Here is a 17,180-nt window from a genome sequence, read left to right as displayed (position 1 = left end):
CCCTGCCACGTGCGGCCGAGGCCGCATGACTGCTGGGGGGTTGAGGTCAGCCCTCGACCGTGATGCCCATGGAACGGGCGGTACCGGCGATGATCTTCGACGCGGCGTCCAGGTCGTTGGCGTTGAGGTCGGGCATCTTGGTCTGGGCGATCTCGCGGACCTGCGCCTCGGTGATCTTGGCGACCTTGGTCTTGTGCGGCTCGCCGGAGCCCTTCTCGACACCAGCGGCCTTGAGGATCATCTTCGCGGCCGGCGGCGTCTTGGTGACGAAGGTGAAGGAGCGGTCCTCGTAGACCGTGATCTCCACCGGGATCACCCAGCCACGCTGCGACTCGGTCGCGGCGTTGTACGCCTTGCAGAACTCCATGATGTTGACGCCGTGCTGACCCAGCGCGGGGCCGACCGGCGGGGCCGGGTTCGCCGCACCGGCGTTGATCTGGAGCTTGATGAGCCCCGTGACCTTCTTCTTCTTGGGAGGCATAGCTCTCCGGGTCCTTTCATTCGGGTCCATGCCCGCGCGAGGATCGCGATCCTGACGCAGGCATACCGCACAACGATAACGGGTATAGATGCGCGGCCAAAAACCGAGCAGGTCAGACCGGCTGAGACAGCCCGCCTGACCTGCGCGGAAGAGCGACGTCCAGAAATGGACTAGTTCTTCTGGATCTGGTCGAAGGAGAGCTCGACCGGCGTCTCGCGGCCGAAGATCTCCACCAGGCCCTTGACCTTCTTCGAGTCGGGGTTGATCTCGTTGATGGTCGCCTGCAGCGTGGCGAACGGGCCGTCGGTGACGGTGACCGAGTCGCCGACCTCGAAGTCCAGCACCTGGACCTCGACCTTGCGCTGCGGGGCGGGCTTGCCCTCGGCCTCGGCGGCCTCGCGGGCGGCCTTCTCCTCGGCCTCCGGGGCGAGCATCTTGACGATCTCGTCCAGGGTCAGCGGGTACGGGTCGTAGGCGTTGCCGACGAAGCCGGTGACGCCGGGGGTGTTGCGGACGACACCCCAGGACTCGTTGGTCAGGTCCATGCGGACCAGGACGTAACCCGGCAGCTTGTTCTGCTTGATCGTCTTGCGGTCGCCGTTCTTGATCTGGACGACCTCTTCCTGCGGCACCTCGGCCTGGAAGATGTAGTCCTCGACGTTCAGCGAGACGGCGCGCTGCTCCAGGTTGGTCTTCACGCGGTTCTCGTAGCCGGCGTAGGTGTGGATGACGTACCACTCGCCGGGCAGGGAGCGCAGTTCCTCGCGCAGGGCCTCGACGGGGTCGACGGGCTCGGCCGGCTCTTCCTCGGCGGCCTCGGCGGCGGCCTCCTCGGCAGCCTCGCCGGCCTCCTCGTCCTCGTCCTCGACGTTCAGGGCAGCCTCTTCGGCCGGCTCCCCCGCCTCGGCCTCGGCAGCCTCGAACTCGTCCTGCTCGTCCGCGCCCTCGACGATGTCGAGCTCGTCGTCCACCATCTCGGCAGCGGTCCCGCGAGGCTCGGTGGCGTCGTCGTTCAGGTTCGGGTCAGACACGATGGCTGCTTCTTCCTGGATACATAGGGGTGGAACATGCGAAAACGGGCGCCGGTGCCACGGCGCCCTTCGCTCTTGGCTCAGCCGAAGACGTACTTGGCCGCGTGGTTGAGCCCATAGTCAATCACGGTCACCAGCGCGATCATGATGGCGACGAAGAAGATCACCACGGTGGTGTACGACGTCAGCTGGTTGCGCGTCGGCCAGACGACCTTGCGGAGCTCCGCGATGACCTGGCGGTAGAAGGTGGCCAGGCGCTTCAGCGGGCCCTTCTTGGCGCGCTTGCCGCCCTTGCGTGTCTTCTTCGACTCGAGTGCCTCGTCCTGGGCATCAGGCGTGTCGATGGAGCCCACGGCGTCCGTCATTGTCCTCACCTGGTCCCGGGTCGTGGCCGTGCCGCGCCCGGTTTCTGAGCCGCACGGCGGTGCAATGCTGTACGTACATGCGCACACATCCTGGCGGTGTGTGTAGCAGGGCCGGAGGGACTTGAACCCCCAACCGCCGGTTTTGGAGACCGGTGCTCTACCAATTGAGCTACGACCCTTTGTGTGTCCCCCAACGTACCGCATCCGGCCGGGTGCGGGGTGTGCACCGGTTTCGGCGGCGGCTTCTGAAGGCCAACGAGGTGAGAGTGTACGTGGTCCGCGGCCCGGCGTCGAACAGAAAGCGCCCGTCCGGGGCCTGTTGACCAAAGATCGTCCTGGCCGGGGACCGGATTCGGACCCGTGTTCACGCATCGACCCCTGGTTGTTCAGTCCGTGAAACCCGTGTGCCGGGGACATTTCCGGTCTGGAACGATGGGCTCCATGAGCGCTGCAACCCCACCCACCGAGCGCCGGGTCTCCGCCCGAGTCGGCGCGATCTCCGAGTCCGCCACCCTCGCCGTGGACGCCAAGGCCAAGGCCCTGAAGGCCGCCGGGCGTCCGGTGATCGGCTTCGGCGCCGGCGAGCCCGACTTCCCGACCCCGGACTACATCGTCGAGGCGGCCGTAGAGGCCTGCAAGAACCCCAAGTACCACCGCTACACGCCGGCCGGCGGCCTGCCCGAGCTGAAGGCCGCGATCGCCGCGAAGACGCTGCGCGACTCCGGCTGGGAGCCCGACGTCTCGCAGATCCTCGTCACCAACGGCGGCAAGCAGGCCATCTACGAGGCGTTCGCCGCGATCCTCGACCCGGGCGACGAGGTCATCGTCCCGGCGCCGTACTGGACGACGTACCCGGAGTCGATCCGCCTGGCCGGGGGTGTCCCGGTGGAGGTCGTGGCCGACGAGACCACCGGCTACCGCGTCTCGGTCGAGCAGCTGGAGGCGGCGCGCACGGAGAAGACCAAGGTCGTGCTCTTCGTCTCCCCGTCCAACCCGACCGGCGCGGTGTACTCCGAGGCCGAGACCGAGGCGATCGGCCGCTGGGCCGTCGAGCACGGTCTGTGGGTGCTGACCGACGAGATCTACGAGCACCTGGTCTACGGCGACGCGGCCTCCGTGTCGCTGCCGGCGCTGCTGCCCGAGCTGCGCGACAAGTGCATCGTGGTCAACGGTGTCGCGAAGACGTACGCCATGACCGGCTGGCGCGTGGGCTGGGTCATCGGCCCGAAGGACGTCGTCAAGGCCGCGACCAACCTGCAGTCGCACGCCACCTCCAACGTCTCCAACGTGGCGCAGGTGGCCGCCCTGGCCGCCGTCTCGGGTGACCTCGAGGCCGTGGCGAGGATGCGCGAGGCCTTCGACCGGCGCCGCAGGACCATCGTGCGGATGCTCAACGAGATCGACGGCGTGGTCTGCCCCGAGCCCGAGGGCGCCTTCTACGCCTACCCGTCGGTCAAGGCGCTGCTCGGCAAGGAGATCCGGGGCAAGCGCCCGCAGGACACGGTCGAGCTGGCCGCGCTGATCCTGGAGGAGGCCGAGGTCGCGGTCGTCCCGGGCGAGGCCTTCGGCACGCCGGGTTATCTGCGGCTGTCGTACGCGCTGGGCGACGAGGACCTCGTCGAGGGCGTGAGCCGCATCCAGAAGCTGCTGGCGGAGGCCAAGGCCTGAGCAGTCCAGCTTTGGACAACCGAGCGGTCCATTTTTGGACAGGGGCACCCGGGAACCTTCCCGGGTGCCCCCGTTCGTTTGTGCGAGCAAGACCACGTACGGGGAAACGGCTACCGGTACGGCAGGGACGTACGGCAGGATCTGGGAATGGAGCGTGTACGTGATCTCTCTGAGCTGCCGAAAGCCCATCTGCACCTGCACTTCACCGGTTCGATGCGGCCGGGGACCGTCCTGGAACTGGCCGACAAGCACGGCGTACGTCTGCCCGAGGCCCTGACGGACGCACTGACCAGCGGCGAACCGCCGAAGCTGCGGGCCACCGACGAGCGGGGCTGGTTCCGTTTCCAGCGGCTCTACGACGCGGCGCGCTCCTGCCTGCGGGAACCGGAGGACATCCAGCGCCTGGTCCGGGAGGCCGCCGAGGAGGACCTGAAGGACGGCTCGGGCTGGCTGGAGATCCAGGTGGACCCGACGTCGTACGCGCCCCGGCTGGGCGGTCTGATCCCCGCACTGGAGATCATCCTGGACGCCGTGGACACGACCTCCCGGGAGACCGGGCTCGACATGCGCGTGCTGGTCGCCGCCAACCGCATGAAGCACCCTCTGGACGCCCGTACCCTGGCCCGCCTCGCGGTGCGGTACGCGGACCGGGGCGTGGTCGGTTTCGGGCTCTCCAACGACGAGCGGCGGGGCATGGCGCGGGACTTCGACCGGGCCTTCCACATCGCGCGCGAGGGCGGCCTGCTGTCGGCCCCGCACGGCGGCGAGCTGACCGGCCCGGCGTCGGTGCGCGACTGCCTGGACGACCTGCACGCCTCGCGAATCGGCCACGGGGTGCGCGCGGCGGAGGACCCGCGGCTGCTGAAGCGGCTGGCGGACCGGCAGGTGACCTGCGAGGTGTGCCCGGCGTCGAACGTGGCGCTCGGCGTGTACGAGAAGCCCGAGGACGTCCCGCTGCGGACCCTCTTCGAGGCGGGCGTTCCGATGGCCCTCGGCGCCGACGACCCGCTGCTGTTCGGCTCCCGGCTGGCCGCCCAGTACGAGATCGCCCGGCACGCGCACGGCTTCTCGGACGCCGAGCTCGCCGAGCTGGCCCGGCAGTCGGTACGGGGTTCGGCCGCCCCGGAGGACGTCAGGGCGCGGCTGCTGGCCGGCGTGGACGACTGGCTGGCCCGCCCGGCCGTCTGAAGTGGGCGTAGGGCGGGTAGGGCTTGAAACAGACCAGGACGTCGATGGAGTGCCCGCCGCCGGGCGGCTGGAGCAGGGCCGGGAGCTCCGCCATCAGCGTGGCGTGTCCCTTGGCGACGTTCTTCCGGTACGGCCCGTTGCCGGCCGCGTGGGCGAACCAGGTGGCCGTCTCGGCGAACACGTCCCGGCTGCCGAAGAGGAAGAACGTACGGGCGTGCGTGGCGTGCCGCAGCACGTCCCGGAGGCCGGGCCGCTCCCGGCGCTCGCGCCAGGCGGCGGCGTCCCGCGCGGTGCGCGCCTCGTCGGTGCGGACGGTCAGCGGCGCGCCCCGGCCGAGCCTGCGGCGCAGTTCGGGCCACTGGGCGGGGCGCAGCCCGAGGGTGTGATGGGCGAGGACGAGGTCGACCCGCTCGCCCACGCCCTCGTCGGGCGGGACGCCGTCGCGCAGCGGCACGTGGACGATCGTGTGCCGGGAGTAGGCGGCGAAGGAGAACAGGCCGGCCAGCCGGCTCAGTCCGTCGTGGTCGCCGAGCAGCAGGCCGATGGGTTCGGGTGCGCGCAGCGAGGTGTGGCGCAGGGGCTGCCGGGGCTGGACGACCCGGTGCTCGTGCGGGCCGGTGCGGGGCCGGAACTCGCGCAGCCTCAGCCGCATACGGTCGTGATCGCGGGGGCGTTTGTCATGCCCCCAGCGTGAGGCTCACGCGGAGGCCGGGGCAACGGAGATTCCGCCCAGCAGCGTCCGTGCGAGCCGCGCGGCGAACGCGTCGACCGACGGCCGCTCGCCCGTGTCGGTCGCGTCGTAGGCGAAGGCGCGCTGCGCGCAGGCACCCAGCAGCAGGGAGGCGGCCGCGAAGGTGTCGGCGTCGGCGCGGACACGGCCGACGGCCTGTTCCGCGCGCAGGTAGGCGTCCAGGTCCTGGATGGGCCGGTGCGGGCCGGCGCCGAGGGTGCGCAGGGCGTCGTCGTGGCGCCGTTTGAGCTGGGTCTCGGCGTACAGGGAGGCGGCGATCGGGAAGCTCTGCTCGTAGAAGAGGGCGGCCTGGCGGGCGATCTCGGTGAGGTTGCCCTCCAGGGTGCCCTGTCCCGGTTTCGCGGCGAGGCCGTTGAGGAGGGGCGTGAGCCGGGGCAGCCGCTCGGCGAGCACGCGTACGAACAGGTCTTCCTTGCTGTCGAAGTACTTGTAGAGGGCCGCTTCGGAGCAGCCGGCCGCGCGGGCGATCTCCTTGGTGGTGGCGCGGGCGAGTCCGACGGTGAGCATGAGCTCGTGGGCGGCGTCGAGGATGCGGACACGCGCCGGCTTCGGCTCCATGGGCGTCCAATCGGGCTTGACGAGTGGGTGAGTGCTTACCCACTCTAGAGTGAGCAAGGGTGAGTGAATACTCACCCACCAATCCCGAGTACGGGAGCATTCATGAACCTCACCGTTTTCGGCGCCACCGGCGGCATCGGCCGGGAGATCGTCCGCCAGGCGCTCGGCGCGGGCCACCGGGTGACGGCCGTGGTCCGCGATCCGGCCCGGCTCGACGTCACGGGGGACGCACTGGAGGTCTTCCGCGCCGACCTCACCGACCCCGAGGAGCTGCGCGCCGCCGTCCGGGGCCGGGACGCGGTCCTCTCCGGCCTGGGCGCGCGCAGCCGCAAGGACGCCGGGGTCGCCACCCGGCTGACCCGTACGGTTCTGCGCGCCATGGAGGCGGAGGGCGTACGACGGCTGCTCGTGGTCAGCGCCGGTCCCGTCGGCCCCGCCCCCGAGGACGACGGCGCCCTGGACCGTGCGATGCGCGGCCTGGTGTCGGCCGTCCTGAAGGACGTCTACACCGACCTGCGCGGGATGGAGGCCGAGCTGGCCCGCAGCGGCATGGACTGGACGTCCGTACGGCCGCCGCGCCTGCAGGACAAGCCGCTCACCGGCCGCTACCGCACCGCCGTCGGCGGCTTCCCGCGCAAGGGCCGCTTCATCGCGCGCGCCGACGTGGCGCACGCGATGCTGGCGATGATCGATGACGAGGGGACGGTGAAGCAGGGGGTGGGGGTGGCGTACTAGGCCACCGCCGTTCGTGCCGTCAGAGGCTGACGCCGACCGTCACCGGTTCGTTGACGAGCGTGATCCCGAAGGCCTCACGGACGCCGGCGACCACCTCGCGGGCCAGGGCCAGCAGGTCCTCGGTGGTGGCGGCGCCCCGGTTGGTGAGGGCGAGGGTGTGCTTGGTGGAGATGCGGGCCGGTCCGGTGCCGTAGCCCTTGGTGAAGCCCGCCTTGTCGATCAGCCAGGCCGCGGAGGTCTTCGTACGGCCCTCCCCCGCCGGGTAGGCGGGCGGCTCCACGCCGTCGCCCAGCCGCTCGCGCACGCGCGCGTGGAACGCGGCGAACTGTTCGTCGGTGAGGATCGGGTTGGTGAAAAAGGACCCGGCGGACCAGGTGTCGTGGTCCTCGGGGTCGAGCACCATGCCTTTCCCGGTGCGCAGCTTCAGCACTGTCTCGCGGGCGTCGGCCAGCGGTACCCGGTCTCCCGGTTCGACGCCGAGCGCGCGGGCCGTCTCGGCGTACTTGACGGGCCCGGAGAGCCCGTCGGCGTCCTCCAGCTCGAAGCGGACGCGCAGCACGACATAGCGCTCGGGGTCGGCCTTGAAGCGGCTGTGGCGGTACGAGAAGGCGCACTCCTCGTTCGTCAGCGTGACGGTCTCGCCGGCGCGCCGGTCGTAGGCGATGACCTCGGTGATGGTGGAGGAGACCTCCTGGCCGTAGGCGCCCACGTTCTGGATCGGCGTGGCGCCCGCGGAGCCGGGGATGCCGGCCAGGCACTCGATACCGGCGAGCCCCGCCTCGACCGTGCGGGCGACGGCGTCCGTCCACACCTCGCCGGCCGCGAGCTCCAGCGTCGTGCCGCGCAGCTCGACCCCGCGTGTGGCGATGCGCAGGGCGGTGCCGTCGAACCCCTTGTCGCCGATGACCAGGTTCGATCCGCCGCCGATGACCAGCAGTGGCGTCCCGCTGTCATCGGCCTCACGGACGGCGGCGATCACCTCGGCGTCGGTCACCGCAGTGACCAGCCGCGTCGCTGGACCGCCCAGCCGGAAGGTGGTCAGCGGGGCAAGAGGGGCGTCGTGGAGTACCTGCACGGGCCCAAGACTACGAGACGACTCCGCCGGCACGGGCGACGGTCACGGCACCACGACGGACGCCGGGGGCCCCTTCTTCTGCCTGACGCCGCGGGCCCCTCCTCCTGCCGGACGCCGGGGGCCCTACTTCTGCCGGACGACGGGGGCCCCTACTTCTGCGGGACGACGGGACTCCTCCACCGACGGCGTCGGCCCCGGCCGACGGCAGGGCCGCCCCGGCACGCAGTCGCGTCCTGCTGCCGGAGGCACAACATCCGTAGGAGCGGCGGTTACGACACCGTGGCAGTCGCCGGAGGCCCTCGGCCCCGGGCCGACGGCAGGGCCGCCCCGGCACGGCCGCGGTGCCGCGCCAAGCCTTGGTCCCACGCCGACCGCACCCAGCCGCTCCGCAACCCGCACGCACCGACAGGCACGTACGCGCGTGTGAACGCGTGACATGCGTGCACGCGCGCGTGAACACCTGACAGATGTGCACCGCACGTGAACCACAACACACGTGCACGCGCGCGTGGCTCCCCTCGAAGGCCACGCGCGCGTGGACGGCGTACCGTCTCTGCCGCCGACGGTCTACGTGAGCCGCCGCTCCGCCTCCTCCCAGGTCACCGGCAGTTGGTCGCTGGTGGTCTGCCACGTGGCGAACGCGGAGTCCCGCATCCGGGAGGCCAGCGCGCGGGAGGTGGGCCGGTGGGCACCGGAGTGGGCGAAGGCCTTCAGCGCGTCGGCGGACTCCCAGGCGGACAGCGTCCAGAAGGTCCGCCGCAGGGGCTGTGCCCTGAGGGAGGCCCCGTACGCGCCGGGCGCCCTGCCCACCTGCCGCCACACGGCCGGGGTGCGAACCAGGAAGCGGAGGGCGCCCCACAGGGAGCGGGTCTCGAAGCGCGAGGCGAAGACGTGCACCTCGGTGTCCTGCGGCGGGGTGTTCGGCACGATCCAGGGAAGAGCGGGGAGTGCGGGCATCGCGAACTCCTTGTGACGAGGGTGGCGAGGTGCCGGGCAGGTCTTCAGCGGGCGGTGGCCGCCGGCACCGGAGCCTCGGCGCCAGCGGCCTCCGGGGCCGGGGCGGGCGTCTGCCCGTCCGCTGCGGGGGCGAGGCGGGCGGCGCCGAGCCGGGCCGGGATCACCAGGGCCGCGACCGCGGCGAGGGCGACAACCGCCGAGCCGGTGACCAGGGCCGGCCGCAGGCCGTCGACGAAGCTCTGTGCGCTGTCGTAGCCGCCCTGTGCGGAGAAGATCGACGACATCACGGCGATGCCGAGCGCGCCGCCCACCTCGCGCAGCGCGTTGTTGGCCCCGGAGGCGATGCCCTGTTCCTGCGGGCGGACGCTGGACATCACCAGGTTGGCGGCCGGAGCGAAGTACAGGGCCATGCCGATCCCGCTGATGACCAGGGCGGGCAGCTGGGCGGCGTAGGAGGCGTCCGCGGTGGCGACGGCGGCCATGTAGCCGAGACCGAGGGCCTGCAGGAACAGGCCCGCGGCGACGACCGGTCGGCCGCCGATGCGGTCGGAGAGGATTCCGGCGATCGGCGCGACGAGCATCGGCATGCCGGTCCAGGGCAGCATCCTCAGGCCCGCCTCGGTGGGCGAGTAGCCGAGCACGCCCTGCATGTACTGGCTGAGCAGGAAGATCGAGCCGAACATGCCGACGAACATCAGCAGGCTGGCGGCGTTGATGCCGGAGAAGGCCCGGGACCGGAACAGCCGCATCGGCAGCATGGGGGCGGCCGCGCGGGAGCTGTACAGAACGAACCCGGTCAGCAGCGCGCCCCCGGCGAACAGCGAGGTGAGGACCACGGAGTCGGTCCAGCCGTCGGCGGGGCCGCGGACCAGGCCGTAGACGATCCCGAAGAGGCCGCCGCTGGCGAGCAGGGTGCCGGGGACGTCGAGCCGGGCGCCGGTGCCGTGGGACTCGGCGAGGCGGAGACGGGCGAGCGGCAGGGTGATCAGGCCGAGCGGCACGTTCAGCCAGAAGATCCAGTGCCAGGACACGTGCTCGGTGAGGCTGCCGCCGATGAGCGGTCCGGAGGCGACGGCGAGCCCGTTGACGGCGCCCCAGATGCCGTACATCATCCCGCGCTTGGCGGCGGGCACGGCCGCGGTCAGCAGGGTCAGCGTCAGCGGCATCATCACGGCCGCGCCGACACCCTGGACCGCGCGGGCGGCGATCAGGGAGCCGATGCCGGGGGCCATGGCCGCGGCGGCGGAGGCGCCGGTGAAGACGGCGAGTCCGGCGATGAAGAGCCGGCGGCGCCCGAAGCGGTCGCCGAGCGCCGCGCCGAACATCAGCAGGACGGCGAAGGTGAGCGTGTAGGCGCTCACGGTCCACTCGAGGTCGTCCAGCGCGCCGCCGAGGTCCTTGCGGATGGAGGGCAGGGCGGTGGTGACGACGAGGTTGTCGAGGGCCGCCATGAAGCCGGCGACGCTGGTGATGACGAGGGCCCAGGCGGCGCTTCCGCGCCCCGCGCTCGTCGCGGTCTGCTGTGACATCTCTCCCCCAGAGAGCGATCTCTAGTTAGTTATTGATGACTAACTTTTGTGCGCAAAGAAAGAGGCGGGACAGTCCGCCTCGTTCCGCTACTTCTCCAGTCGGCCGGTGATCCGGGCCGCCGGATACATCCCCTGCCAGACCCGGTGCTCCGGCGGGAACCTCATGGCCGCGAGGGTGTTGATGAGCATTCCGTACGCCAGGAAGGTCGTGGTCCCGTTGTCGTCCGCCCCCAGCGGCAGGTGAACGGTGTCCCAGAGCTTCATCCAGGAGGCCCGTACGGCCTCGCCGAACTCGTGGTCCCCCTCCGCCTCGGCCGCCGCGACCGTGATGTACGTCTGCATCTGCATCTGCAACCTCTCGGGCTGCTCCGTGATCATTCGCACGTAGGCGTTCGCCATGGCGTGCAGGGCCTCCTCGCCCTGCAGCCCCGCGGCCGCCTCCTGGAAGACCCGGCAGGTGTCCTCCACGCAGCGCAGCGACGCGGCCGCGAAGATCGCCTTCTTGCCCGCGAAGAGCCGGAAGAGGTACGGCTGCGACACACCCACGCGGCTCGCGATCGCCTCCGTGGAAGTGCCGTAGTAGCCCTTCTGCGCGAATTCCGCGATCGCCGCGCGAACGACGCTCTCGCGCCGCTCCTCTGCGCTCATCCTGACCATGGGAGGTAAGTTAGTGCTCAATCACTAACTTGGCAAGGCCCTCGTGCGCGGATGTGCGTAAGGGGCGTCCCACCAGGAGGACGCCCCTTACATCACCGTTCCGGTGGAAGCCGTCAGGCCAGCCGTACGACCGCCCGGGACACGCCCAGCACCTTCTGGCCGTCGCTGGTCGCCGTCAGGTCCACGCGTACGGTGTTGTCGTCCAGCTTGGCCGCGACCTTGCCGCTGACCTCGATCAGCGCACCCTTGTCGTCGTTCGGCACGACGACGGGCTTGGTGAAGCGGACGCCGTACTCCACGACCGCGCCGGGGTCCCCGGTCCAGTCGGTGACCACGCGGATCGCCTCGGCCATGGTGAACATGCCGTGCGCGATGACGTCCGGCAGGCCGACCTCCTTGGCGAACTTCTCGTTCCAGTGGATCGGGTTGAAGTCCCCGGAGGCACCCGCGTAGCGCACGAGCGTGGCGCGGGTCACGGGAAAGGTCTGCGCCGGCAGTTCGGTGCCGACCTCGACGTCGTCGTACGCGATCTTCGCCGTCATCAGGTCCTCACGCCCCCTCGGCCGCGCGGGCCACGAGCTTGGTCCAGGCGGTCACGACGTGCTCACCGGCCTCGTCGTGCACCTCACCACGGATGTCCAGGATGTCGTTGCCCGCGAGGGACTTGATCCCCTCGATGCTGGAGGTGACCGTGAGCCGGTCGCCGACCCGCACGGGGCGGCTGTAGGCGAACTTCTGGTCGCCGTGCACCACGCGGCTGTAGTCGAGACCGAGCTGCGGGTCCTCGACGATCTGCCCCGCGGCCGGGAACGTGATGGCGAACACGAACGTCGGCGGGGCGATCACATCGGAATGACCGAACGCCTTCGCGGCCTCCGGGTCCGTGTAGACCGGGTTGGTCTCGCCCACCGCCTCGGCGAACTCGCGGATCTTCTCCCGGCCCACCTCGTAGGGCGCGGTGGGCGGGTAGGTCCGTCCCACGAAGGACTGGTCGAGCGCCATGGCCCGGCACCTCCTGATGTCTGCTGTGATGGCCCCAAATTAGCCGGAATCCACGGCGGGGATCGCGCGGGGGACGGGTGAGTCCCGGCCGCTGAAGCGCGGGTGAAGCCGAAGCCCCGGTGGAGGGGGTGAAACGCCGCGAGGCCGCCCCCTCGGAAGGGGACGGCCTCGCGGACGAGCCTGTTTATCGCGTTTCGCGGTGCGCGGTGTGCGCGTTGCAACGCGGGCAGTGCTTCTTCATCTCAAGACGGTCCGGGTTGTTACGCCGGTTCTTCTTGGTGATGTAGTTCCGCTCCTTGCACTCCACGCAGGCCAGCGTGATCTTCGGGCGGACGTCGGTGGCAGCCACGTGAGTGCTCCTAAGACGAACGGGTGGACTAATTCAACGCAAGAAAGAGTAGCCGATCGAAGGACCGACCCCGCAATCGGCTACTGTGAGTAGCGGTGACCGGACTTGAACCGGTGACACAGCGATTATGAGCCGCTTGCTCTACCGACTGAGCTACACCGCTGCGGTGCGATCGAGTCCCGCCTTTCGACGGGAACCTCTCACACCAGAGCCCCAAAACGGAATCGAACCGTTGACCTTCTCCTTACCATGGAGACGCTCTGCCGACTGAGCTATTGGGGCGAGCGATGAAGACATTACACGGTCCGCCGCCGTTCACCCAAATCCGTATCCGGCAGCCCGCGACCACCCCCGGCCCAGGGCCCGCAGCGACCTCATGGGTCGCAGTGCGGGGGCCGATGAGGCAGTGGGTGATCGCCAAGAGCGGCCGGCCCGGGACGCCTAGTGACAGAAGCGGGGCACGCACGCGTGCGCGTCGCCGGGGGAGAACGAGGGCCGCGCGGGTGGGCGACACGTAGTACCGCGAAGGGCGGACCACACCGGTACGACTATTGCGCTCCTGCGCGCCCGGCACGGCTCGCCACCCTAGGCTCGACTCGCCCGGCGTGATCTTGGGGCCCGGGCCCCGGAGTCTCACACGGGCGCGCCCGAGCCCCCGGCCCCCGACCCTGGAGCGCGATGCCCGACAGCCAGCCGCAGCCCCACCCGCAGTCGAACTCGGGATCCTCGGGCAAGTTCGCCCCGGCCGCTCTGCTGCTGTGCGGGGCGCGGCTCACCGACGGCCGCACGGTGGACGTACGGCTGGGCGGCGGGCGCATCGAGGCGGTGGGCACGGCCGGCAGTCTGGCGCCGGGCCCCACGCGGATGGGCGCCACGCGGACGGGCGCCACGCGCGTGGACCTGAGCGGCTACCTGCTCCTGCCGGCCCCGGCCGAGCCGCACGCCCACGGAGACACCGCGCTGTCCGCCGAGCGCCCCGGCCCGGCGTCGTACACCCCCGAGGACGTCCAGCGCCGGGCGACCGAGGCGGCCCTGCTGCAGCTCGGGCACGGGGCGACGGCGGCACGCGCGCACGTGCGCGTGGGCGATGTGCAGGGGCTCGACGCGCTGGGCGCCGTCCTGCAGGCGCGGCGCTCGCTACGGGGGCTCGCCGAGCTGACGACGGTGGCGATGCCACGGCTGCTGACCGGCGTGGCCGGGGCCGACGGGCTGGCGATGCTGCGCGACGCGCTCAAGATGGGCGCCTCCGTGGTGGGCGGCTGCCCCGACCTGGACCCCGATCCCACGGGCTATGTGGAGACCGTCCTGGAGATCGCCTCCGAGCACGGCTGCCCGGTGGACCTGCACACGGACGCCTCCGACCCCGCCCGGTTGTCCCGGCTCGCTGCCCTGGCCGGGGGACTGCGCCCCGGCGTGACGATCGGACCGTGCGCCGGTCTCGCGCGCCTGCCCACCGAGGCCGCCTGCCGCGCCGCCGACCAGCTCGCGGCGGCCGGTGTGACGGTCGTGTGCCTGCCCCAGGGCGGCTGCTGCGGAACCGACCGCCGGGGCGCCGCTCCGGTACGGCTGCTGCGCGCGGCCGGGGTGCGCGTGTCGGCGGGCAGCGGCGCCCTGCGCGACGCCTCCAACCCCGTGGGCCGCGGTGACCCCCTGGAGGCGGCCTACCTCCTCGCCTCCGCGCACGGCCTGCGCCCGGAGGACGCCTACGACGCCGTCAGCACCTCGGCCCGCGCGACGCTGGGCCTGCCGGAGGTACGCGTGGAGGCCGGCTTCCCCGCCGACCTCCTCGCCGTACGCGGCAACCGCCTGGCCGGCGCCCTGTCCCTGGCCTACAGCCGGATCGTGGTCCATCGCGGCCGGGTGGTGGCCCGCACGAGCGCGGTACGCGAGTACTGCAACTCGGCGGCCACGGCGGAACTCGGGTTGCCGCGACAGGGGCGGGGCGCGTTGTCGTGAGGGGGCGCGCGGTCTCGGGTGGGCGCCGGGGGGCCAGGGCGCGGCGCCTGCAGAGCTGAGAGGCGCGTGGATGGGCGTGCACGTCGGCGCGTACCCGTCCACCTGCCCCCGGCGCGCTCCCGTCCACCTGCGCCCGGCCTGTGGCCGTTCGCGTCGCGCCCGGCGCGGGTCGGCGGGCGCGCGCCCGGCGCGGTCCTGCCACGCCGGTCAACTCGCGCGGCGGATGCGCCCCGTCCGGCGTACGGTCGGTTTCATGCGCATTGTCATCGCTGGTGGTCATGGTCAGATCGCGCTACGGCTGGAGCGCCTGCTCTCCGCGCGCGGGGACGAGGTCGCGGGGATCATCCGCAGGTCCGAACAGGGCGACGATCTGCGGACGGCCGGCGCCGAACCGGTACTGCTCGACCTGGAGTCCGCCTCCGTGGAGGAGGTCGCGGCGCACCTGCAGGGCGCCGACGCGGCGGTCTTCGCGGCCGGAGCGGGCCCGGGCAGCGGGGCGGCCCGCAAGGAGACGGTGGACAGGGGCGCGGCGGTGCTGTTCGCGGACGCGGCCGTTCGCGCGCGCGTGCGCCGATTCCTGGTCGTGTCCTCGATGGGCGCGGATCCCGCTCACCAGGGCGACGGTGTCTTCGACGCCTACTTGCGCGCCAAGGGCGAGGCGGACGCGTACGTCACCCGCCAGGAGGCCCTGGACTGGACGATCCTGCGCCCCGGCTCGCTGACGGACGACGCCGGCACCGGTCAGGTCCGTCTGGAGGCGCACACCGGGCGCGGCGCGATCCCCCGGGACGATGTGGCCGCCGTACTCGCGGAGTTGGTGGACACCCCGGCGACGACCGGCCTGACGCTGGAGCTGATCAGCGGATCGACTCCGGTGTCGGTGGCGGTGAAATCGGTGGCCGGGAACTGAGGCCGGCCACCGGCCGTTGAACGGACGGATCCCGCCACCGGGCCTTCGGTATCGCTGACCTGTCACACCGTCAGATCCTCCCGCCCCGCCCACACACGCGAGCCGGCCCCCTCCGTCTCGTCATGACACTCGTCATGACTCAGAACAGAGGCAACTGCCCGGGAAACTCCGGTACGGCGTACCCGTCCAACGCCGGCTGGACGGCCCCGAGTTGCGCCTGCCGCCGCGACCCGGCGCAGGAGACGAGTTCTCCGTTCTCCCGCGCCCCGGGCGGGTCGTGCCGCGCGTAGCGGCCCGCGACCACGGCGATGTCGCGGTGGCACACAGGACAGGTTCTGCGTCGGGAGGACATGCCGTCAGTGTGCCCGCACCGGCGCCGGTCGGCACGACACCGCGGTCAGGTCCGGGTCTCGGCTTCCCAGCGGTCGGGTCCCACCCCCCGCCAGTCGATCAGCGGCGAGTCGGCCACCTGCTCCGGCTCGATCTCCAGCCCCGCGCGGCGCAGGAACTCCACCAGGTCCCCGACGTTGTGCGCCAGGCCGAGGATCTCGCCGTCCACCCGGACCCGGCGGCCGCCGGTCGGGGACGGCAGGTGCACGATAATGGGTCGTTTCCCGGCCATGGCTCCAGCATCGTCCGGACCGCCCGGGAACGCACCCGGACCGGTCATTCCAGTATTCCCAGCACGGTGTCGGGGCGGCACAGCGGGCATGCTGCGACACCTCCCTCGGCGAGGGCACGTACGGCCTCGTCCCGGTCGGCCCCTTTGGCGCGCCCGCCGGCGCTCGTACAGCCGCCGACGTGGACGTACACCGCGGTGCGGCCGTTCAGGCCGCGCTCGATCAGCCACTCCGGAGCGGCCTGCCGGGTGGCCAGGCGGCGCTGCCGTTCGGCCTCCCGGCGTTCCTCGTCCGCGATCCACCGGTCCATCAGGGCGAGCTGCCGCACGGCTTCATGTTCGACGACGCGGCGCGCGAAACGCAGCATGTCGAGACGCGTCAGCGGACGATCATCGTTCACACGTTCGATTCTAGTGAAGGGACCGGGAAGTGCGACCAGCGGGAGGCGACCGAACAGGGTTCGCGTGAAAACGGCTCTCCGTCGTCGAGAGGCGTCGAGACGCGGGTCACATCCATTCCTGTCACAGTGCGCGGGGCCGCTCTGTCCAAGAGGGCGTACGCAGAGGGCGTACACACCGGCAACCACCCAGGAGTACACCGTGGAAGCTCGTCTGAACGTCATGGCCGCCCCGGTCGCGGCCAAGGTCATGAAGCACATCATCGCCGCGGGCATGGCCCTCTCCGAGTCGACCGTGCCGGCCTCGACACGCGAACTGATGATGCTCCGCGCCAGCCAGATCAACGGCTGTGCCGGATGCATCGACATGCACACCAAGGAAGCCGCCGCGGCCGGGGAGACCGCCGTACGCCTCCACCTCGTGGCCGCCTGGCGGGAGGCCAAGGTCTTCACCGACGCCGAGCGCGCCGCACTGGAGCTGACGGAGCAGGGCACCCGCATCGCCGACGCGGCCGGCGGCGTCCCGGACGAGGTCTGGGCGAACGCGGCCAAGTACTACGACGAGGACCAACTCGCCGACCTGGTGGCCCAGATCGCCGTCATCAACGCCTTCAACCGCGGAAACGTCATCACCCAGCAGCCCGCCGGTGACTACGAGGCGGGCATGGTCGCCAAGTTCCACTGAGGGTCGACGACGAGAGCCCCGTGACCCGCTCTCGCAGGTCACGGGGCTCTCGTTCCCGTGTGGCGGCGCCAGGATTCGAACCTGGGAAGGCTGAGCCGGCGGATTTACAGCGGGCTCATCTCACGCCGCGCGACCTGCGGCTTTCCACTGCCAGCTCAATACCGGGGAACACCAGGGGGAAACAACCTCAGATCCTGCCGCCCTGTCGAAGGCCATCCTGCCCACCTGGAGCGGTGCGGGGGGGGGGGCGGGGGGGGCGCCCGGCC

The 17,180-nt window shown here is 71.3% G+C and carries 21 protein-coding genes and 3 tRNA genes; 6 read left to right on the top strand and 18 right to left on the bottom strand.

All coding sequences use genetic code 11. The features are described from left to right. Positions 1-46: 46 nt before the first annotated feature. The 4 genes from rplK to ACWDEN_RS36465 all read right to left on the bottom strand — a co-directional run bounded on the left by rplK (position 47) and on the right by ACWDEN_RS36465 (position 2,056). The gene (gene rplK / locus ACWDEN_RS36480) at positions 47-481 is read right to left on the bottom strand and encodes a 50S ribosomal protein L11 (protein ID WP_031167035.1); all 435 of its coding nucleotides are present in this window, start codon (positions 479-481) and stop codon (positions 47-49) included. Positions 482-651: 170 nt separating this feature from the next. Continuing rightward, entirely contained in the window at positions 652-1,512 is an 861-nt protein-coding gene (gene nusG, locus ACWDEN_RS36475) for a transcription termination/antitermination protein NusG (protein WP_351620425.1), read from the bottom strand. Between the two features lie 80 nt (positions 1,513-1,592). Continuing rightward, the gene (secE, locus tag ACWDEN_RS36470; RefSeq protein ID WP_351620422.1) at positions 1,593-1,877 is read right to left on the bottom strand and encodes a preprotein translocase subunit SecE; all 285 of its coding nucleotides are present in this window, start codon (positions 1,875-1,877) and stop codon (positions 1,593-1,595) included. A 106-nt stretch (positions 1,878-1,983) separates the two neighbouring features. Next, positions 1,984-2,056: transfer RNA gene (locus tag ACWDEN_RS36465), tRNA-Trp, on the bottom strand. 262 nt (positions 2,057-2,318) lie between these two features. Between ACWDEN_RS36465 and ACWDEN_RS36460 the strand changes: the two genes are divergently transcribed. Both ACWDEN_RS36460 and ACWDEN_RS36455 read left to right on the top strand, forming a co-directional pair. Then, positions 2,319-3,545 (top strand): pyridoxal phosphate-dependent aminotransferase, encoded by a 1,227-nt coding sequence (locus ACWDEN_RS36460; protein ID WP_351620420.1) that lies wholly within the window; start codon positions 2,319-2,321, stop codon positions 3,543-3,545. Positions 3,546-3,692: 147 nt separating this feature from the next. Further along, positions 3,693-4,733, top strand: a complete 1,041-nt coding sequence (locus ACWDEN_RS36455) for an adenosine deaminase (RefSeq protein ID WP_351620417.1) — start codon at positions 3,693-3,695, stop codon at positions 4,731-4,733. Here the strand turns inward: ACWDEN_RS36455 and ACWDEN_RS36450 are convergent. Beyond that, the gene (locus ACWDEN_RS36450) at positions 4,678-5,385 is read right to left on the bottom strand and encodes a hypothetical protein (protein ID WP_450862211.1); all 708 of its coding nucleotides are present in this window, start codon (positions 5,383-5,385) and stop codon (positions 4,678-4,680) included. The two genes, ACWDEN_RS36455 and ACWDEN_RS36450, sit on opposite strands and share 56 nt — an antisense overlap. A 45-nt stretch (positions 5,386-5,430) precedes the next feature. After that, a complete protein-coding gene (locus ACWDEN_RS36445) occupies positions 5,431-6,042 on the bottom strand; it encodes a TetR/AcrR family transcriptional regulator (protein WP_450862209.1) in 612 nt (203 codons plus the stop codon). 102 nt (positions 6,043-6,144) lie between these two features. On the opposite strand from ACWDEN_RS36445, the gene ACWDEN_RS36440 reads away from it, so the two are divergent. Beyond that, entirely contained in the window at positions 6,145-6,777 is a 633-nt protein-coding gene (locus ACWDEN_RS36440; RefSeq protein ID WP_450862207.1) for an NAD(P)-dependent oxidoreductase, read from the top strand. Positions 6,778-6,796: 19 nt separating this feature from the next. Here ACWDEN_RS36440 and ACWDEN_RS36435 read toward each other — a convergent pair whose 3' ends face one another. From ACWDEN_RS36435 to ACWDEN_RS36395, 9 genes are all read right to left on the bottom strand, one after another. Next, positions 6,797-7,852 carry a UDP-N-acetylmuramate dehydrogenase gene (locus tag ACWDEN_RS36435; RefSeq protein WP_351622926.1) on the bottom strand — a complete coding sequence of 352 codons (1,056 nt, stop codon included), beginning with the start codon at positions 7,850-7,852 and terminating at the stop codon, positions 6,797-6,799. Between the two features lie 567 nt (positions 7,853-8,419). Beyond that, positions 8,420-8,809, bottom strand: coding sequence for a DUF3291 domain-containing protein (locus tag ACWDEN_RS36430; protein ID WP_351622928.1), 390 nt, complete (start codon positions 8,807-8,809; stop codon positions 8,420-8,422). Positions 8,810-8,853: 44 nt separating this feature from the next. Continuing rightward, positions 8,854-10,338: a DHA2 family efflux MFS transporter permease subunit gene (locus ACWDEN_RS36425; RefSeq protein WP_351622930.1), complete on the bottom strand. Its 1,485-nt coding sequence runs from the start codon at positions 10,336-10,338 to the stop codon at positions 8,854-8,856. An 87-nt stretch (positions 10,339-10,425) separates the two neighbouring features. Next, on the bottom strand, positions 10,426-10,995 hold the full coding sequence (locus tag ACWDEN_RS36420) for a TetR/AcrR family transcriptional regulator (protein ID WP_450862204.1): 570 nt from the start codon (positions 10,993-10,995) through the stop codon (positions 10,426-10,428). A 113-nt stretch (positions 10,996-11,108) separates the two neighbouring features. After that, positions 11,109-11,537 carry a MaoC family dehydratase gene (locus ACWDEN_RS36415; protein WP_351622934.1) on the bottom strand — a complete coding sequence of 143 codons (429 nt, stop codon included), beginning with the start codon at positions 11,535-11,537 and terminating at the stop codon, positions 11,109-11,111. A 7-nt stretch (positions 11,538-11,544) separates the two neighbouring features. After that, positions 11,545-11,997, bottom strand: a complete 453-nt coding sequence (locus ACWDEN_RS36410) for a MaoC family dehydratase N-terminal domain-containing protein (RefSeq protein ID WP_351622936.1) — start codon at positions 11,995-11,997, stop codon at positions 11,545-11,547. A 184-nt stretch (positions 11,998-12,181) separates the two neighbouring features. Further along, positions 12,182-12,346 (bottom strand): 50S ribosomal protein L33, encoded by a 165-nt coding sequence (gene rpmG, locus ACWDEN_RS36405; protein WP_003948671.1) that lies wholly within the window; start codon positions 12,344-12,346, stop codon positions 12,182-12,184. A gap of 90 nt (positions 12,347-12,436) precedes the next feature. After that, positions 12,437-12,509, bottom strand: a tRNA-Met gene (locus tag ACWDEN_RS36400). Between the two features lie 46 nt (positions 12,510-12,555). Continuing rightward, positions 12,556-12,628: transfer RNA gene (locus ACWDEN_RS36395), tRNA-Thr, on the bottom strand. A gap of 396 nt (positions 12,629-13,024) precedes the next feature. Here ACWDEN_RS36395 and ACWDEN_RS36390 point away from each other — a divergent pair. Together ACWDEN_RS36390 and ACWDEN_RS36385 are read left to right on the top strand one after the other, a co-directional pair. After that, positions 13,025-14,302, top strand: a complete 1,278-nt coding sequence (locus ACWDEN_RS36390) for an amidohydrolase family protein (RefSeq protein ID WP_450862202.1) — start codon at positions 13,025-13,027, stop codon at positions 14,300-14,302. Between the two features lie 253 nt (positions 14,303-14,555). Then, complete coding sequence (locus ACWDEN_RS36385) at positions 14,556-15,212, top strand: SDR family oxidoreductase (protein ID WP_351612168.1); 657 nt, start codon at positions 14,556-14,558, stop codon at positions 15,210-15,212. A 139-nt stretch (positions 15,213-15,351) separates the two neighbouring features. Here ACWDEN_RS36385 and ACWDEN_RS36380 read toward each other — a convergent pair whose 3' ends face one another. Genes ACWDEN_RS36380 through ACWDEN_RS36370 form a run of 3 tightly spaced genes read right to left on the bottom strand, consistent with a single transcriptional unit; the run spans position 15,352 to position 16,232 of the window. Then, on the bottom strand, positions 15,352-15,564 hold the full coding sequence (locus tag ACWDEN_RS36380) for a hypothetical protein (protein ID WP_351612171.1): 213 nt from the start codon (positions 15,562-15,564) through the stop codon (positions 15,352-15,354). A 45-nt stretch (positions 15,565-15,609) separates the two neighbouring features. Then, positions 15,610-15,834, bottom strand: coding sequence for a hypothetical protein (locus tag ACWDEN_RS36375; RefSeq protein WP_351612174.1), 225 nt, complete (start codon positions 15,832-15,834; stop codon positions 15,610-15,612). A 44-nt stretch (positions 15,835-15,878) separates the two neighbouring features. Beyond that, positions 15,879-16,232: a DUF6233 domain-containing protein gene (locus ACWDEN_RS36370; RefSeq protein WP_450862199.1), complete on the bottom strand. Its 354-nt coding sequence runs from the start codon at positions 16,230-16,232 to the stop codon at positions 15,879-15,881. A 199-nt stretch (positions 16,233-16,431) separates the two neighbouring features. Here ACWDEN_RS36370 and ACWDEN_RS36365 point away from each other — a divergent pair, with 199 nt between their 5' ends. Beyond that, positions 16,432-16,914 (top strand): carboxymuconolactone decarboxylase family protein, encoded by a 483-nt coding sequence (locus ACWDEN_RS36365; protein WP_351612179.1) that lies wholly within the window; start codon positions 16,432-16,434, stop codon positions 16,912-16,914. The last annotated feature ends 266 nt before the right edge of the window (positions 16,915-17,180 follow it).

Source organism: Streptomyces sp. NPDC001153 (assembly GCF_053598315.1).
Note: the sequence above shows the minus strand (reverse complement) of the source record. Positions and strands in the feature narration are given on the sequence as shown.

Coding starts and splice junctions, on each gene's coding strand:
- ACWDEN_RS36420 (WP_450862204.1), bottom strand. CDS start 10,995: ATGGTCAGGATGAGCGCAGAGGAGCGGCGCGAGAGCGTCGTTCGCGCG.
- ACWDEN_RS36390 (WP_450862202.1), top strand. CDS start 13,025: ATGCCCGACAGCCAGCCGCAGCCCCACCCGCAGTCGAACTCGGGATCC.
- ACWDEN_RS36385 (WP_351612168.1), top strand. CDS start 14,556: ATGCGCATTGTCATCGCTGGTGGTCATGGTCAGATCGCGCTACGGCTG.
- ACWDEN_RS36450 (WP_450862211.1), bottom strand. CDS start 5,385: ATGCGGCTGAGGCTGCGCGAGTTCCGGCCCCGCACCGGCCCGCACGAG.
- ACWDEN_RS36380 (WP_351612171.1), bottom strand. CDS start 15,564: ATGTCCTCCCGACGCAGAACCTGTCCTGTGTGCCACCGCGACATCGCC.
- ACWDEN_RS36425 (WP_351622930.1), bottom strand. CDS start 10,338: ATGTCACAGCAGACCGCGACGAGCGCGGGGCGCGGAAGCGCCGCCTGG.
- ACWDEN_RS36375 (WP_351612174.1), bottom strand. CDS start 15,834: ATGGCCGGGAAACGACCCATTATCGTGCACCTGCCGTCCCCGACCGGC.
- ACWDEN_RS36440 (WP_450862207.1), top strand. CDS start 6,145: ATGAACCTCACCGTTTTCGGCGCCACCGGCGGCATCGGCCGGGAGATC.
- ACWDEN_RS36415 (WP_351622934.1), bottom strand. CDS start 11,537: ATGACGGCGAAGATCGCGTACGACGACGTCGAGGTCGGCACCGAACTG.
- rplK (WP_031167035.1), bottom strand. CDS start 481: ATGCCTCCCAAGAAGAAGAAGGTCACGGGGCTCATCAAGCTCCAGATC.
- ACWDEN_RS36410 (WP_351622936.1), bottom strand. CDS start 11,997: ATGGCGCTCGACCAGTCCTTCGTGGGACGGACCTACCCGCCCACCGCG.
- ACWDEN_RS36455 (WP_351620417.1), top strand. CDS start 3,693: ATGGAGCGTGTACGTGATCTCTCTGAGCTGCCGAAAGCCCATCTGCAC.
- ACWDEN_RS36460 (WP_351620420.1), top strand. CDS start 2,319: ATGAGCGCTGCAACCCCACCCACCGAGCGCCGGGTCTCCGCCCGAGTC.
- secE (WP_351620422.1), bottom strand. CDS start 1,877: ATGACGGACGCCGTGGGCTCCATCGACACGCCTGATGCCCAGGACGAG.
- ACWDEN_RS36430 (WP_351622928.1), bottom strand. CDS start 8,809: ATGCCCGCACTCCCCGCTCTTCCCTGGATCGTGCCGAACACCCCGCCG.
- ACWDEN_RS36445 (WP_450862209.1), bottom strand. CDS start 6,042: ATGGAGCCGAAGCCGGCGCGTGTCCGCATCCTCGACGCCGCCCACGAG.